This is a genomic window from Streptomyces sp. NPDC000941, from assembly GCF_053599555.1.
In genome coordinates, this window is record NZ_JBSFMM010000001.1 from 1 (window position 1) to 15,138 (window position 15,138).

The window sequence follows — 15,138 nt, forward strand, 5'->3', positions numbered from 1 at the left end:
GACGGCGCAGGAGGCCGCGAGCCCCCAGCCGGCCGAGTACGCCTGGCCGAAGCCGACCGCGCCCAGGGTCATGACGGAGGCGATGGACAGGTCGATGCCCGCGGTGGCGATGACGAAGGTCTGTCCGACCCCCAGAATGATCAGGATCGCGGCGGCCTCCAGCATGGACTGGATGTTGCCGGTGCTCAGAAAGGTCGGGTTGGCGGCCTGGAAGACCACCACGAGCACGATGAGCCCGACCAGGGCCGCCCAGTCGGCCCAGAAACCGATGTCACGCAGGCGCGTGGGCCAAGTGTCACGGTCGGGTGCCGCGAGCGTTGCGTTTGCCATGTGTGTCCTCCTGGCGATGGCGGGTGGCGTGGTACGCCACCCGCCCGCCGGATGCGTCGCTGTTGGGGCTGTTGAGGACGGCCCTAGCGCAGGAGCTGCTTGAACGGGTCGTCGTAGGTGCCGAAGGGCTTGGGCGTGGCGGCCAGGGCCTTGCCCGCGTTGTCCTTGGTCACGAGTTCCACCGGGGCCTTGACGTCGGCGGGCAGCTTCTTGCCCTTGGCGGCCGCCTGGCACGCCTCGACGCCCATCAGGCCGATGGCGTACGGGTACTGGGCCACGGTGGCGTCCAGGGTGCCGGACTCGACGGCCTTCAGCGCGTCCTTGACCCCGTCCACGCTGATGACCTTGACCTTGCCGGTCTTGCCCGCGTTGGCGATGGCGCGGGAGACGCCGAGGCCCATGTCGTCGTTGGCCACGAAGAAGCCGGACAGGTCCTTGTTGGCGCGCATCACATCAGTGGCCTTGGTGAGGGCGGTCTGCCGGTCCCAGTCGGCGGCCACCGTCTGGACCACCTCCAGCTTGCCGCTCACGCCCTTCTTGAACCCCTCGACGCGGGCCGCGCTGGTGACATCGCCGGCGATGCCGCCTATGACGGCGACCTTGCCGCCCTTGGGCAGCAGTTCCGCCATCCGCTTGCCGGCCATCTCGCCGGCCGCCACGTTGTCGGTGCCGATGTAGGTGGCCGGGGTGGCGCCGGCGGCCTTGGCCGCCTTGGTGTCGACTGGGTTGTCGATGTTGACGATGGTCTTCTTCTTCGCGGCGAGCTTGGCCAGCCCCTGGACCAGGTTGGAGCCGGAGATCGGGTTGACGATGAAGCAGCCGTAGTCCTGGCCGGCCAGCCCGTTCAACTTGTCGGCCTGGCCGGTGGTGTCGGTGATCGAGTTCGCGGCCTGCACGGTCGTCGACAGCTTCTCCGACTTGGCCTGTGTCTCGATGCCCTGGCGCATGCTCTGGAAGAACGGGTTGTCCAGCCCCTTGATCACGGCGGCGACCTTGGTGCTGCCCGACGCGCCCGTGTCGCCGGATCCGCAGCCGCTCAGGACCAGGGCCCCGGCCACGACGGCGGCAGCGGTGGCGACAACGCTCCCTCTTCTCACGGTGGCTTTTCTCCGCATCAGGCGTCCCTTCCGATGGTGATGCGGCTGAAAGTAGCTCCCATTTATGAGATCGAGCAACCCCTCTTTCAACTTTTTCCGTCACAAGATTGCCATCTTCCGTCCACTCACACCCATGGCTAGAGTGTGCGAGTGGACACCATCAACGCAGGGGCTCTCCGGACCGGGATCGCTCTCGGCGATGTTCTCGCCCTGTTCCGCGATGTCGACGAGGGCCTGACCAAGGCGGATGTGGTGCGTCTTACGGGGCTCTCACGGACCACCGTCAACCAGCGTCTCGACAGCCTCCTCGGCGCCCAACTCCTCGTCCCCGCACCGGAGGACGCGCGCACCCGCGGCCGCCCCGCGAGCCGATTCGTCGTCAACCGCCACCGCGGGGTACTGCTGGTGGCCGACATCGGCGCGACCGGGCTGCGCACCGCCGTATGCGACCTGGGCGGGGAGGTACGGGCGGAGCGCGAGGCCCCCTCGGATGTGACCGCCGGGCCGTCGGCCGTTCTGGCCCTCGTCGACGAGCTGTTCGGCCGGCTGCTCAAGGAGACCCGGTACGAGGAGTCGGACGTCCTCGGCGTGGGCCTCGGGGTGCCCGGCCCGGTGGACTTCGGCACCGGGCGCGTGGTCAGCCCGCCGATCATGACCGGCTGGGACCGGTATGACATCCCCGGCTGGTTCGCCCCGCGCTACGACTGCCCGGTGCTGGTGGACAAGGACGTCAACGCCATGGCGTACGGCGAACACCGGCTGCGCTATCCCGACACCGCGCATCTGCTCATGGTCAAGATCGGCACCGGCGTGGGCACCGGCATCATCGCCAGTGGCCGGATCCACCGGGGGGCCGACGGCGCGGCCGGGGACGTGGGCCATATCCAGGTCACCGTCGAGGACGTCGCCGAGCCCCCGCTGTGCCGCTGCGGAAACACCGGCTGTGTGGAGGCCCACGCCGGCGGCTGGGCCCTGGTCCGGGACCTGAGGGAGGCCGGTTACGAGGTGGCCACCGTCGACGACGCCGTGCGACTCATCCGCTCCGGCGACATCACCGCCGTACGGCTCGCGCGCCGCGCCGCCCGCATTCTGGGGGGCGCCATCGCCGACGCGGTCAATATGTTCAACCCCCGGGTCATCGCCATCGGCGGTCAACTCGCGCACACCGACGAGCAGTTGTTCGCCGGTATCCGCGAGGTCGTGTACGGCCGCTCGCTGCCGCTGGCCACCCGCAACCTCCAGATCGTGCGCAGCGAACTGGATCCGCACGCCGGCATCCTCGGTCTGTCCCAGCTGCTGACCGACGGCATCTACGCACCGGAGCGGGTCAGGCAACTCGTCGAGGGCACCGCCTCGTAGGATGCGGGGCGCTGCCTCGTAGCATGCGAAGCCCGCCTCTTAGGATGCGGGCCATGGACATCGAGCTGGACCCGCCGCACGGCATCACGGGCTTTCCCCTCGGCATGCCGGCGGACGACCTCAAGGCCGCGGCCGCGGAGCTGGGCAGGATCAAGGTCTCCAACGACGGCTCCGCGGCGCGGTTCCGCTCGATGAAGGTGCTCGCGCTGCACCCGCAGTTCGAGATCGTCTTCCATCTCGAGGACGGCAAGACCCTCGGCGCCGCGGAGGTGTGGATCCCCCGCCCCGGCCCCGAGGACATCACCGTCCGCTTCCGCGGTATCGACGTCTTCCGCACCCCGGCCCGGGAGTTGCTGGGGCGGCTGGCGGCGATGGGCCTGACGGTCCTGGACGAGACCTTGTACGCGTATCTGCCCGGACTCTCCCTCGGCTTCACCCGGGTGGCCGGTCATGAGGTCCCACTGGACACCGATGGCGAACCGCTGTACTTCCAGGCGGCGTTGACCGGTCCGACCGACTACTACGACTACAAACTGTCCGACAACTGAGCAGGCGGCCCGCTGCTCTCGCGGACGACGAGTTCCGTGGCGACCTCGACCCGTGTGGTCTCGGGCTGTTCACCGGCAAGCAGTTGGAGGACCATCCGGGCGGCGAGCGCGGTCATATCGGCGAGCGGGGTGCGCACGGTCGTCAGCCGCGGGGTGACCCAGTCGGCGAAGGGCAGATCGTCGAAGCCGACCACGCTCAGGTCCTCGGGGATGCGCAGACCGAGGGTGGCGGCCGCGCGGAAGGTGCCGAGGGCCTGGTGGTCGCTGCCCGCGAAGATGGCGGTTGGCCGCCGGTCCAGCGCGAGCAGGTCCAGGGCGTGCCGGTGGGCGAGGTCATGGGTGAAGTCGCCGTATCGTACGAGCTCCGGGTCGAAGGGCAGCCCGGCCTCCTCCAGCGCCGAGCGGTAGCCGTCGGCGCGGGCGCGTGAGGTGAGGCGGCGTTGCGGGCCGCTGATGATGGCGATGCGGCGGTGGCCGAGCTCGATCAGATGGCGGGTGGCGGCCAGCCCGCCGGGCCAGTTGGTGGCGCCCACCCACGGTACACCGGGCGCGGGCTCATCGACGGGGGCGACCAACGCGAAGGGAATACGGAGCCGGCGCAGCTCCTCGTGTTGCGCGGCGGTCAACTCGGGTACGACCAGGATCGCGCCGAGGGTGGGCCGGGTGGCCAGGGAGTCCAGCCACTGGCGGGCCAGCCGAGTGCGGCCGTGGGTGGCCGAGACGACCAGGCTCATGCCGACGCCGTGCAGAACCTCCTCCGCGCCGCGGATCAGCTCGACCGCCCAGGGGCTGTCCAGTTCGTTGATGACGAAGTCGATCAGCCCGCCGCGCAGCACCGCCGAGGCCGCGGGGCGGTGCCGGGCGAGATAGCCGTACCGCTCCAGAAGCCGTTGGACCTTCGCTCTGGTCTTCGAGGAGACATCGGATCTGTTATGCAGCACCTTTGAGACGGTAGAGACCGAAACACCCGCCTCCTTCGCTATCTCGGCCAAAGTCGCCCCCGCCATTTCGTCCCCAGCCGTTGACCCCATCCGATGTTTCTCCTACCTTTCGGGACGGTCTCGGTGTTGCGAAAACTATCGCAACATCAGCTCCCCGGCATTGAGGTGGTCTTCGATGAACCGATGGGGTCCCGGCTTTCCCACCTACGCGGCACTGGTCCTGTGCGGAGCGCTGCTGCTCGGCGGCTGCGGCTCGGGCGCGGGCGGCGGGGACAAGGACGAGCTGCTGGTGTGGGTGGACAACACCCGTACCGCCGCGGCGCAGCAGTACGAGAAGGAACACCCGGACCAGAAGATCCGGATCGTGACCATCCCGCCCGACGCGGGCTATGTCCCCACGAAGATCTCCCTCGCCAACCGCACCAAGCGCGGCTGGCCCGACCTCGTCTTCCTCGCCAACCCGGCCGAGGCCGCGACCCTGGCCGCCGACAGGTTCGCGTACGCGGCCCCGCTGGAGGGCCTGGTGCCGGGGAAGACCCTGGACGGCTTCGCGCCGGGCTCCCTCGACACCTGCACCTTCGACAACAAGGTGTACTGCCTGCGCAACGACATCGCGCCGACGGTGCTGTGGTACGACGCGAAGCTGATGGAGAAGTACCACTACCGGGCGCCCACCACCTGGAAGGACTACCAGAAGCTCGGCCTGAAGGCCGCCGCCGAACACCCCGGCACCATCGTCGGCGCGGTCAACGGCAAGTACGGGGCGGGCACCTACTTCGGCAGCAGCGGCTGTCCCACCCGCGACACCCTCAGCCTGACCAAGGTGCGGATCGACACCGCGCAGGCCGCCTGCACCCGGGTGGCCGCGATGCTGCAGCCGCTCGCCGAGAAGAAGGCGGTGACCACCGTCGTCCCCACCGATCCGGCGTTCGCGAAGCTCGGCTCCCAGGACAAGATCCTGATGCTGCCCGGACCCGCCTGGTTCGGCGACTTCATGTTCAAGCCAGCCTTCAAGGTGCCCGACGGCAGGATCGCCGCAGCCCCCATGCCCACCTGGGACGGCGAGGACAGGCCGTACGCCGGACAGGTCGGCGGCGGGGCCTTCCTGATCTCGAAACACGCGGGCAACCGCGCCAAGGCCGCGGCCGCCATGGCCACCTGGATGACCACCGACACCGCACTCCAGGCAAAGCAGCCGACGTATCCCGCCTTCACCGCCGCCGCTGCCGAATGGGGCAAGACCAAGGCGAAGGACCCCTACTACGCCGCGAATCCGGTACCCGTGCTGACGAAGGCCGCGGCCGGTCTGCGCCCCGGCTTCGGCGCCATCCGTTACGAGGCGGAGTGGCAGAACAGCTTCAACCAGACCGTCGGCGCCGCCACCGGGAGCGGAAAGTCGCTGACCGACGCCCTGTCCGACTGGCAGAAGAAGCTCATCCAGGCCGCCGAGACCAACAACTACTCCGTTGACCAGACCGCCGGATGAAGCGCTCCCGATCCCTCGCGGCCTGGGCGCTGATCGGCCCGTACGCCCTGTTCCTGGCCGTCTTCGGGCTGGCGCCGGCCGGCTACGCCCTGTGGACGTCCTTCGTGCACGACGGCGCGTTCTCCGGCGCACGCAACTGGAGCGCCGTCTTCGACGACTACCGGCTCTCCGACGCGGCGTGGCACGTCGGGACGTATCTGCTGCTGTGGCTGCCGGTGCTGGTCCTGCTGGTGCTCTCGCTCGCGCTCACCCTGCACGCGCGGCCGGGCCGCTTCTCGTCCACCATGCAGTTCGTCTACTACCTGCCAGGGGCGGTCACCGGCTCGGCGGCGGCCCTGCTGTGGCTGTTCATGTTCAGCCCGGATGCCAGCCCCTTCAGCCCGCTGCTCGACCTGTTCGACATCACCAGCGTCACGGACGCGCTCTCCGGCTCCACCCTGATCGGCATCCTGACGGTGATGGGCGTCGCGGTGCACGCGGGCGGCTGGATCGTCGTGCTGTACGGGGCGCTCAACGCGCTGCCCCGGGATGTGCTGGAGGCCGCGCAGGTCGACGGGGCGTCCACCTGGCGCACCACCTGGCATATCAAGCTGCCGATGGTGCGCACCTATGTCGCGTTCGTGCTCATCTCCAGCTTCGCCTCCGGCAGTCAGGTGTTCGTGGAGCCGACCGTGCTGACCACCGGGGCGCCCGGCCAGATCAGCCCCACCTGGTCGGTCAACCAGCTCGCGTACGCCTACGCGACCCAGGAAGGCGACTTCGGCAAGGCCGCCGCGCTCTCCCTGGCCATGCTCGCGGTCGGTCTGGTCGCCGCCTGGATCGTGATCAGGCGCACCCGGATGTACGCGACGGACGACAGATGAGGGGGACAGCCGGATGAACGCCATATCCCGTACCGCGCGGGCGCTCTTCCTGCTCGGCGCGGCCGTCTTCTTCGGGCTGCCGCTGCTGTGGCTGGCCCTCGCCCCCACCCGCACCGCCGACGACCTGACCACCGGTTCGCCGCTCGGCTTCGGCTCGCTGGGCAATGTGGGCGCCGCGTGGAGCCATCTGCTGAAGTACAACGACGGTGAGCTCACGATCTGGATCGGCAATTCGGTCCTGTACGCGGCGGCGAGCGTCGCGCTGTCGCTCGCGCTGTGCGTACCGGCCGGATATGTCCTGGCCAAGCACGAGTTCGGCGGGCGGCGCACGCTGCTGACGCTCTCGATCGTCTGCATGATCCTGCCGCCGGCCGCGCTGGTGCTCCCCCTGTATCTGGAGATGGACGCCTTCGGCCTGGTCGGCACTCCGGCCTCGGTGATCCTGCCGCTGTCCTTCTATCCCTTCGGGGTCTATCTCGCCTATCTGCACTTCGCCGCCAACCTTCCCAACACCCTGCTGGACGCGGGGCGGGTGGACGGGGCCGGGGAGCTGCGGCTGTTCTGGTCGGTCGCGGTGCCGCTCGCCAAGCCCGCGATCGGGCTGATCGCCTTCTTCTCCTTCGTCCGCTCCTGGACGGACTTCTTCCTGCCGTTCGTGATGCTCGCCGACGACCGGACCTTCACCCTGCAGCTCGGGCTGATGTCGCTGCTGCAGTCGACCGGCGCGGTCAACGCGGGCAGCGGCTTCAGCGACCTGGACATCCATCAGCCGGAAGCGGCCCTGGCCGGACTGGTCGCCGCCGCGCCCACCCTGGTCGCATTCGTATTCGCCCAGCGCTTTCTGCGCTCAGGACTCATGGCGGGAGCCGAGAAGGGATGACCGACCGCAACGCGTTGCAGGGGTTCGCACGCCGTCTCACCGAGCCGCTGCTGCCGCACTTCAGCGAGGGCCGGGCCAGGCTCAGGCTCGGCGTCAACACCGCCATCCACGATGACACGGCCGCCGAACTGGAGTCCTTCGCCCGGCCCCTGTGGGGGCTCGCGCCGCTCGCCGCGGGCGGCGGGGCCTTCGAGCACTGGGGCCACTGGGCGCAGGGCCTGGCCACCGGCACGGACCCGGACCACCCCGAGTACTGGGGCGAACCCGGCCCCCACGACCAGCGGATCGTCGAGATGGCCGCGATCGGCTTCGCCCTGGCGCTCGCCCCCGACCGGCTGTGGGACCCGCTCAAGGGGCCCGAGCGGGACCGGGTCGCGCGCTGGCTGCGCTCCGCCCTCGACCGCCCCACCACGGAGAACAACTGGCTGTTCTTCCCCATCCTGATCGGCCTCGGCCTCGACCGGGTCGGCGTGTCCTACGACCCCGCCCCGATCCGGGCCAGGCTGGACCGGCTGGAGTCCTTCGCGCTCGGCGACGGCTGGTACGCGGACGGGCCCACCGAGCGCCGCGACTACTACGTGCCGTGGGCGATGCACTTCTACGGGCTGCTGTACGCGGCGCTCGCCGGTGAGCGCGACCCCGAGCGCGCGGTGCGCTTCCGGATGCGCGCCTCGCTGTTCGCGGGGGACTTCCAGCACTGGTTCGCGGACGACGGGGCCGCCGTCCCGTACGGCCGCAGCCTCACCTACCGCTTCGCGCAGGCCGCGTTCTGGGCCGCGCTGCCGTACGCCGGTGTCGAGGCGCTGCCGTGGGGCGTGGTCAAGGGGCATCTGCTGCGCCATCTGCGCTGGTGGCAGCGGCGCCCGGAGGCCGTGGGCGAGGGGCTGCTGTCCATCGGCTACGGCTATCCGCAGCCCGCGCTCGCCGAGCAGTACAACGCCCCCGGCTCCCCGTACTGGGCGATGAAGTCCTTACTGCCCCTCGCGCTCCCCGCGAACCATCCGTTCTGGACCGCGTCGGAGCTGCCCGCCCCGGCCCTCGCCCCCGTCAGCGCCCAGCCGCACGCGGGCGCGGTGCTGATGCGCGCGGACGGCGAGGTCACACTGCTGGCCGGCCGGCAGCACCACGCATGGGTGCGGCACGGCGCGGAGAAGTACGCCAAGTTCGCGTACTCGACCCGGTTCGGCTTCAGCCTGCCCTCGGGTCCGCTGGGCCTGGAGCAGGGGGCGTACGACTCGATGCTCGCCCTGAGCGACGACGGCAACCACTACCGCGTCCGCGAGGAGCCCGGCGCCACACAGCTGGCCGGGGACACCATCCGCTGCACCTGGCACCCCTGGCCGGACGTCGAGATCACCACCTGGCTGACCGCCGCCGCACCCTGGCATCTGCGCACCCATCGCATCCGCACCGGGCGCGCGCTGCACACCGCCGAGGGCGGCTTCGCCATCGACCGCGACCCGGGCCTTACCCGGCAGGCCTGCGCCGGGCGGGCCAGGGCCTGGGGGCCGGCCGGGCTGACCGGTCTGATCGACAGCGACGGGCAGCGCACCGGACGGGTCGTCGACGCTCTGCCCGGCACCAATGTGCTCGCCCGGCGCACCGCCCTGCCCACGCTCATCGGACAACTGACGCCCGGTGAGCACTGGCTGCGGTGTGTCGTCCTCGGCACCGCCGCGGGACCGGAGGGCGAGGCCGCCTGGAGGCGTCCACCCGCACACCCCACCATGGGAGGCAGTACATGAGATCCGCGTTCAGGATCGTGTCCATGGTCGCCGCGGCAGCGGCGGTCCTGGCCACGACATCGTTCCCCGGGGCCGCGGCGGCCGACACCGCGACCGGCGCGTCCCGGGGCCATACGTACCACGTCGCCACCTGGGGCGCCGACCGGGCGGACGGCAGCGCGGCGCATCCGCTGCGCACCATCGGCCGCTGCACCGAACTGGTCCGGCCCGGCGACACCTGTCTGATCCACCGCGGCCGCTACCGCGAGCGCGTCGCCCCGCCCTCGGGCACCAAGGACGCGCCGATCACCATCGCCGCGTACGGGGACGGCGCCGTCACCGTCGACGGCACCAGGACCGTGACGAGCTGGCGGGACGCGGGCGACGGGCTGGTCGCCACCGAGCTGGACCTGCCGCTCGACCCCAGCGAGAACGCCCTGTTCGTCGACGGCGAGCGGGCCATGGAGGGGCGCTGGCCCAACTCGGGGCCGGATCCGCTCAATCCGTCCTGGGCCGTGGCCGAGCGGACCTCCACCGATCAGCACATCGACGACCCCGACCTGCCGGCCGGCGACTTCACCGGCGCCACCGTCCATCTGTGGGCCGGATCCAACCCCTGGAGCCAGCAGACCGGCACGGTGACCGCCACCGCCACCGGCGCGCTCGACTTCAAGGGCGGCAACTACCGCTGCACCCCGCTGTGCATGGGCGACCAGAACTACCGCAACTACTACCTGGTCGGCGCCAAGTCCACCCTCGACCGGCCGGGCGAGTGGTACTACGACAAGGGCGCCAAGCGGCTGTATCTGGTCCCGCCCAAGGGCGGCCTCGCGGGCCACACCGTGACCGCGAAGTACGAGAGCTGGGGCGTGGACCTGGCCGGCAGCTCGTATGTCACCGTCCGGGGGCTCGAGCTGTGGGGCACCTCGCTGCGCACCGGCGACACCAGCACGGGCGTGCTCGTCGAGGGGTTGCGGGCCCGCTACATCTCCGAGTTCTCGACCCTGCCCATGCCGCGCGACGACGAGCTGGCCATCCCGCCCTTCGAGGGGCATATCGTCGCCGCCCGGGTGCTGGGCTCCGGGGTGCAGATCCGCGGCAGCGGGAACACCCTGCGCGACAGCGATATCGGGTACTCCGCGGGCACCGGCGTGCTGCTGCGCGGCAGTGGGAACACCGTGACCAACACCTATGTCCACGACGTCGGCTGGATGGGCAGCTACACGCCCGGTATCGAGATCAACGGCAGTGGGCAGACCGTCACCCACAACACGATCCGGCGCACCGGCCGGGCCAGCATCGACACCGCCTGGCAGCTCAACGGGGTGCCCTTCCACGACAACCGCATCGCCTACAACGACCTGTCCGAGGCCATGCGCACCTCGCGTGACGGCAGCCCGTTCTATGTGTGCTGCAACCTGGACGCCAAGGGCACCAGCGTCGACCACAACACCGTCCACGACGCCGACGGCCAGGTCGGCTACTACATCGACAACTCATCGGGCAACTTCCTGCTGCACCACAACGTGGCGTACAACACCGGCTCCCGCGGCACCTTCTTCAACGGCCACAGCAGCGTCAGCCTCGGCAACCGCGACCACCACTCCACCTACGGCCTCGGGGTCTCCACCGCCGTCAGGCTGAGCGGCGCGACCGACGCCTCGGGCACCTACGTCAGCAACGACGTGGCGCTCGCGCCGATGGACATCACCGGGCCGGGCGACCCGGCCCCGGTGGTGCGCAGCAACCTGCTGCCGCCCGCCGATCCCGGCTACACCGACGCGCGCAACGGCGAGCTGTGGCCGCGCGAGGGCTCGCCCGCCATCGACGCGGGCGAGACCGTGGACGGCGTGACCACCGGCGTCCGGGGCGCGGGCCCCGACCAGGGGGCGTATGAGTACGGCGCGCCGATCTGGTCGTCCGGCTGCAGTCTGCCGGGCTGCCAGTCGCGGGTCCGCAACGACGGCTGGAAGGCGACTGCTTCCCCTGGTTCTGACGGCACCGACGCGTCGGCCGCCGTGGACGGCGTCCAGACCACCCAGTGGAAGGGGACGGCCGCACAGGCTACGGGCCAGTCGCTCACGCTCGACCTCGGCGCGGCCAAGACCTTCGACCGGCTGTCGATCGACGCCGGTATGGACGCCACCGGCCATCCGTACGGCTTCGCCGTGTCCGTCAGCGACGACGGCAGCCACTGGGGCACGCCCGTCGCCCGGGTCGGCGGCCGCTCCTTCACCCAGGACGCGGTGTTCGAGCAGCAGACCGCCCGCTATCTGCGCGTCGAGCTGACAGCCCCCGGCGAGGTCCCTTGGGCGGTCAACGAGATCCGGCTCTACGCGGACGGCCCGGACGCCGCGGCCACCCTCCAGGCCGAGCAGGCCACTTCCGTACGCGGGGCCGAGCGGGGCGAGGCGGCCACCGGAGTGCTCGGCTCGGGCGACCGGATCGGCTTCCGCGGGGTGCGGTTCGGCGCGGGCGCGGACAAGCTGACCGTACGGCTGGCCTCCGCCGGCTGCGGCCGGGGCTGCTCGCTGCAACTGCGGCTCGACGCCCCGGACGGCCGGGTGGCCGCCACGCTGCCGGTGCCGGACACCGGCTCCACCGACACCTGGCAGGAGCGGTCGGTGGCACTCCCCCGCACCGTCACCGGCACGCATGATGTCTATCTCGTGGCCACCGGCGGCCCCCGGGTCGCCGCCCTCGACTGGCTGACGCTGCGCCGCTGATACCCGCCGGGAGTTGAGGTCTGCTGGGGCGGGTCGGGTCAGGCCCGTCCCAGCAACGCGTCCCGGTGCAGCCAGGCGAGCCTGAGCAGGGCGGCCCCGGCGGGCTGCATGGGTTCCACCGTCGTGAGCCGTTCGATGTGGTCGGCCCGGAAGGGCACCCCCATCGAGCGGCCCGTGCCGTCCTCGACGCCGACCAGATGACCTTCGTCGTTCGTCGCGGCCAGGTCCTGGAAGAGCTCGTCGAAGACCTCGGCGTCCAGGACGAGCACGGTGAGCATGTCGATGACGAACGTGAGCGGGTCCACGCCGAGCCCCAGCCAGTGAACACTCGCCGCGCCCGAGTCGCGGGCCTCGTCCAGGGCTCGGTCGAAGGGCCATGCGTCGTAGTCGAAGGGCGCGGTGTCGCTGCCGTAGTCCTCGCTCGTGCCCAGCAGTTCCTCGCTGAGCTCCCGGACGATCGCGCGCCACAGACCGAAGTCGTTGGCCTCGTTCCAGGGGGCGTCGTGGGACGGCTGGAACATGCCGACCGGCGTCACCTGGTGGAGCCCGCCCGCGGTGGCGACCTTCGCCGGATCGCGCCAGTGGAGGATGAATTCGGCGGTGCCGCGCCCCGGGGCGGGGCCCGGGTCGTGGCGCAGGACGAGGGTGCTGATGCCCGCCATGACCGGGCGGGCGGTCAGATCGGTCGGGTCGCCGATGAGAGCGCGGAACGGCGTACGGGTGAGGTCCGGGGCTTGGTCGGCGCCAGCAGGGTTCGCCGCGGCGAATTCATGCGCTGCGGCCTCGCAGATGTCGATGACATCGAAGTAGTGTCCGCGGCCGAAGGTGAGCGTGGCCGCGTCATCGCCCCTCACCTGGAGCAGCCGGTAACACGCGCGGTTTTCGAACAGGCGGGGGCGCGCCAGCTCACCGACGGCCTCGGCGTACGAGGCGTACGGTGTGCCGTCGTCGCGCAGCGGCCGGATGGGGTCGAGCGCGGGGCTGTGCCCGTCCACCGGAGTGGCGGGGGTCTCGCCGGTCCACACCAGCCGCACCCGCTCCAGCGGTACGGGCCGGTCGGGGATCCACCCCGGCCGGGCGAGCAGGGGGGTGCCGGCCACCCGCCGGTGGGCGGGGAAGGCTTCGGCGGCGCGGGCGGTCAGCTCGGACCGGCGCCGGTTCAGATCCGCTCGTACGGAGCGCCACTGGTCGCGGGTTCGGCCGGGCTGCACGCGCGGGGCGGATGCGGGGTGGTCATGGGTCACCTTCCCCTCTTTACCAGCACCCGGTGCGGCGTGTTCGCCAGTACCCGGTGCGGCGTGCCCGGCCGGCGGTTCCGCCACCGGCCGGGCACGGTCGTCACTGCCGGTACTCGACGGCGCCGGTGTCCGGGGCGCCCTGGTACAGCCGGGTGCCGATGTAGTCACGGCCGCCGTTGTCCGGGGTGGCCGCGCCGCCGTCGATCAGCGGTGACCCCTTGGCCGGGCCGAAGCCCAGGGCCGTGCTGAGCTGCGGTCCGGTGGCGGCCGTGCCGTACGGGCCCGAGACGGCCGGGTCGCGGAACAGCGGGTCGCCCGTGCGGGCGGCGGTGTCGGTCGCGGGGACGGGCAGCGTGGCGCCGCCGTAGAAGTTCCGGCCGTAGGTGATGGTCGGGCTGGTGGTCAGGGACGCGTCGGCGACCGACGAGTAGAAGGCGTTGTCGTGGAGGTCGTACCGGGCGGCGAGGGAGGACCCGTAGCCGTACACCACGTAGCGGCTCTTCGCGTTGTACACGGTGTTGTTGTGGACCTCCGCGGTGGCCGCCTTGTCGGAGTGCAGATAGATGGGGTACCGGGAGTTTCCGCTGACGATGTTGTAGCGGACCACGACATCGCCGAACGCGAACTGGCAGAGCAGGAAGCCGTCTCCGTTGTCGTGCACGAAGTTGTACTGGATGACGACCCGTGTGGTGCCCTTGTCCGCGTCGATGCCGTTGGAGTCGGCGCCTCCGGCCTTCGCTTGCGTCCGGTACACCTCGTTGCGCTGGATCACCACATCGTCGGAGTAGTACGTCTCGATGCCCGAGGTCCCCGTCGCGTCGACCACGTTGTGATCGACCAGGGCGCCCCGCACATTGGTCAGATAGATCCCGTTGCATCCATAGGCCGTGCCGGCCTGGGTGATGTAGTTGTCCCGGAGGGTCACCTTGGTGTGCGGGGTGAAGGTGGTGTCGGCGGCCGAGGTGCGGGTGCCCCAGCCGGTCGGGGTGGCGATGGTGTTGCCGTTCGCGTCCTTCCCGTCACCCGTGTACTGCTTCACCACGATCCCGGCGAACGAGGTGTTCCGCACCGTGGAGTGCCGCACCTGGATGTCGCCCAGGACGGTCGGGGTGGCGGGCGGCGCGGTGATGTCGGGCACGGTGGTGTCGAAGACGATGCCGCCGGTCTTCTTCGAGCCGTCCCAGCCCGTCTTGAAGTGGATTCCCGGGGCGTTGTCCGAGACGCTGCCGCTGATCCAGTTCACCTCACCCGTGACGTCGTGGACGTCGACCCGCTCGACGACGAAGTGGTCGAGCCGCCGCGAGTCGTCCCCCGACACATGGATGCCGCGCAGATCGCGCAGGTTCTCGCCGGGTGTGCCGGTGGCGGGGACGGCGTTGCTGACGTCGAGGTCGCGGATCTCCCAGTACTCCTGGTTGAACAGGCGGACCGCGTCATCGACGCGCCCCTCCCCCGCGATCCTCGGCTTCGGCCCCTTGCCGTAGTCGCCGATCACGATCGGCCGGTGCTCCTCGCCCGACCCCTTGGGCCACAGCTGCCCCTGCCATGAGCCACCGGCCTTGAGCAGGATCCGGTCGCCGGCCCGGAACGTCGTCCGGTTGACCTGGTCGAGGCTCCGCCAGGGCGTGGCAGCGCTGGTGCCCGAAGCGCTGTCGTTCCCCGCGCGCGAGTCCACGTAGTACGTGGTGCCGCCCGGCTGGTCGTCGGCCCGGGCGGTGGCGGGCGGCCCGAGCAGCGGGAGCGCGCCCAGGGCGACCGCGACGAGCGGGCCGAACAGCCGGCCGCGTCCGGCGCGTCTGGCGCGTCTGGCTGAGTGCGTAGGTGCCATCGTCGACCCCTTCCTCGGGATGGTTGCCGCGCTGCGGCCGAGTCATAGAAAGCGCTCTCAGCCGCCTCTGTCAAGGCATCACGCATGCCTTCTTGGATCTCATCACCCAGGGAAGAGA

At 70.8% G+C, this 15,138-nt stretch carries 11 protein-coding genes and 1 pseudogene; 7 read left to right on the forward strand and 5 right to left on the reverse strand.

Annotation, left to right across the window (positions count from 1 at the left end; genetic code table 11):
- Positions 1 to 330, reverse strand: a pseudogene (locus ACWDSL_RS00005) (ABC transporter permease); the annotation flags it as partial.
- Positions 331 to 413: 83 nt separating this feature from the next.
- The gene (locus tag ACWDSL_RS00010; RefSeq protein WP_450480013.1) at positions 414 to 1,427 is read right to left on the reverse strand and encodes a sugar ABC transporter substrate-binding protein; all 1,014 of its coding nucleotides are present in this window, start codon (positions 1,425 to 1,427) and stop codon (positions 414 to 416) included.
- 150 nt (positions 1,428 to 1,577) lie between these two features.
- On the opposite strand from ACWDSL_RS00010, the gene ACWDSL_RS00015 reads away from it, so the two are divergent.
- Positions 1,578 to 2,786 (forward strand): ROK family protein, encoded by a 1,209-nt coding sequence (locus ACWDSL_RS00015; RefSeq protein WP_450480015.1) that lies wholly within the window; start codon positions 1,578 to 1,580, stop codon positions 2,784 to 2,786.
- Between the two features lie 53 nt (positions 2,787 to 2,839).
- Complete coding sequence (locus ACWDSL_RS00020) at positions 2,840 to 3,334, forward strand: hypothetical protein (RefSeq protein ID WP_450480017.1); 495 nt, start codon at positions 2,840 to 2,842, stop codon at positions 3,332 to 3,334.
- Here the strand turns inward: ACWDSL_RS00020 and ACWDSL_RS00025 are convergent.
- Complete coding sequence (locus ACWDSL_RS00025; RefSeq protein WP_450480280.1) at positions 3,313 to 4,341, reverse strand: LacI family DNA-binding transcriptional regulator; 1,029 nt, start codon at positions 4,339 to 4,341, stop codon at positions 3,313 to 3,315. The two genes, ACWDSL_RS00020 and ACWDSL_RS00025, sit on opposite strands and share 22 nt — an antisense overlap.
- A 109-nt stretch (positions 4,342 to 4,450) precedes the next feature.
- Here ACWDSL_RS00025 and ACWDSL_RS00030 point away from each other — a divergent pair, with 109 nt between their 5' ends.
- From ACWDSL_RS00030 to ACWDSL_RS00050, 5 genes are read left to right on the forward strand one after another with little or no spacing between them, the layout of a single operon-like run.
- Positions 4,451 to 5,761, forward strand: coding sequence for an extracellular solute-binding protein (locus ACWDSL_RS00030; protein ID WP_450480019.1), 1,311 nt, complete (start codon positions 4,451 to 4,453; stop codon positions 5,759 to 5,761).
- Positions 5,758 to 6,624 (forward strand): carbohydrate ABC transporter permease, encoded by an 867-nt coding sequence (locus ACWDSL_RS00035; protein ID WP_450480021.1) that lies wholly within the window; start codon positions 5,758 to 5,760, stop codon positions 6,622 to 6,624. The genes ACWDSL_RS00030 and ACWDSL_RS00035 overlap by 4 nt, the downstream gene beginning before the upstream one ends.
- 13 nt (positions 6,625 to 6,637) lie before the next feature.
- Positions 6,638 to 7,504 (forward strand): carbohydrate ABC transporter permease, encoded by an 867-nt coding sequence (locus ACWDSL_RS00040; protein WP_450480023.1) that lies wholly within the window; start codon positions 6,638 to 6,640, stop codon positions 7,502 to 7,504.
- A complete protein-coding gene (locus ACWDSL_RS00045; RefSeq protein ID WP_450480025.1) occupies positions 7,501 to 9,249 on the forward strand; it encodes a DUF2264 domain-containing protein in 1,749 nt (582 codons plus the stop codon). The genes ACWDSL_RS00040 and ACWDSL_RS00045 overlap by 4 nt, the downstream gene beginning before the upstream one ends.
- A complete protein-coding gene (locus ACWDSL_RS00050) occupies positions 9,246 to 11,954 on the forward strand; it encodes a carbohydrate-binding protein (protein ID WP_450480027.1) in 2,709 nt (902 codons plus the stop codon). Before ACWDSL_RS00045 ends, ACWDSL_RS00050 begins: the two co-directional genes overlap by 4 nt.
- A 38-nt stretch (positions 11,955 to 11,992) precedes the next feature.
- Here the strand turns inward: ACWDSL_RS00050 and ACWDSL_RS00055 are convergent, their stop codons facing one another.
- Positions 11,993 to 13,198, reverse strand: coding sequence for a helix-turn-helix domain-containing protein (locus ACWDSL_RS00055; protein ID WP_450480029.1), 1,206 nt, complete (start codon positions 13,196 to 13,198; stop codon positions 11,993 to 11,995).
- Between the two features lie 94 nt (positions 13,199 to 13,292).
- Positions 13,293 to 15,020, reverse strand: coding sequence for a right-handed parallel beta-helix repeat-containing protein (locus ACWDSL_RS00060; protein ID WP_450480030.1), 1,728 nt, complete (start codon positions 15,018 to 15,020; stop codon positions 13,293 to 13,295).
- Positions 15,021 to 15,138 lie beyond the last annotated feature (118 nt).

Coding starts and splice junctions, on each gene's coding strand:
- ACWDSL_RS00020 (WP_450480017.1), top strand. CDS start 2,840: ATGGACATCGAGCTGGACCCGCCGCACGGCATCACGGGCTTTCCCCTC.
- ACWDSL_RS00030 (WP_450480019.1), top strand. CDS start 4,451: ATGAACCGATGGGGTCCCGGCTTTCCCACCTACGCGGCACTGGTCCTG.
- ACWDSL_RS00025 (WP_450480280.1), bottom strand. CDS start 4,341: ATGGCGGGGGCGACTTTGGCCGAGATAGCGAAGGAGGCGGGTGTTTCG.
- ACWDSL_RS00060 (WP_450480030.1), bottom strand. CDS start 15,020: ATGGCACCTACGCACTCAGCCAGACGCGCCAGACGCGCCGGACGCGGC.
- ACWDSL_RS00040 (WP_450480023.1), top strand. CDS start 6,638: ATGAACGCCATATCCCGTACCGCGCGGGCGCTCTTCCTGCTCGGCGCG.
- ACWDSL_RS00050 (WP_450480027.1), top strand. CDS start 9,246: ATGAGATCCGCGTTCAGGATCGTGTCCATGGTCGCCGCGGCAGCGGCG.
- ACWDSL_RS00045 (WP_450480025.1), top strand. CDS start 7,501: ATGACCGACCGCAACGCGTTGCAGGGGTTCGCACGCCGTCTCACCGAG.
- ACWDSL_RS00035 (WP_450480021.1), top strand. CDS start 5,758: ATGAAGCGCTCCCGATCCCTCGCGGCCTGGGCGCTGATCGGCCCGTAC.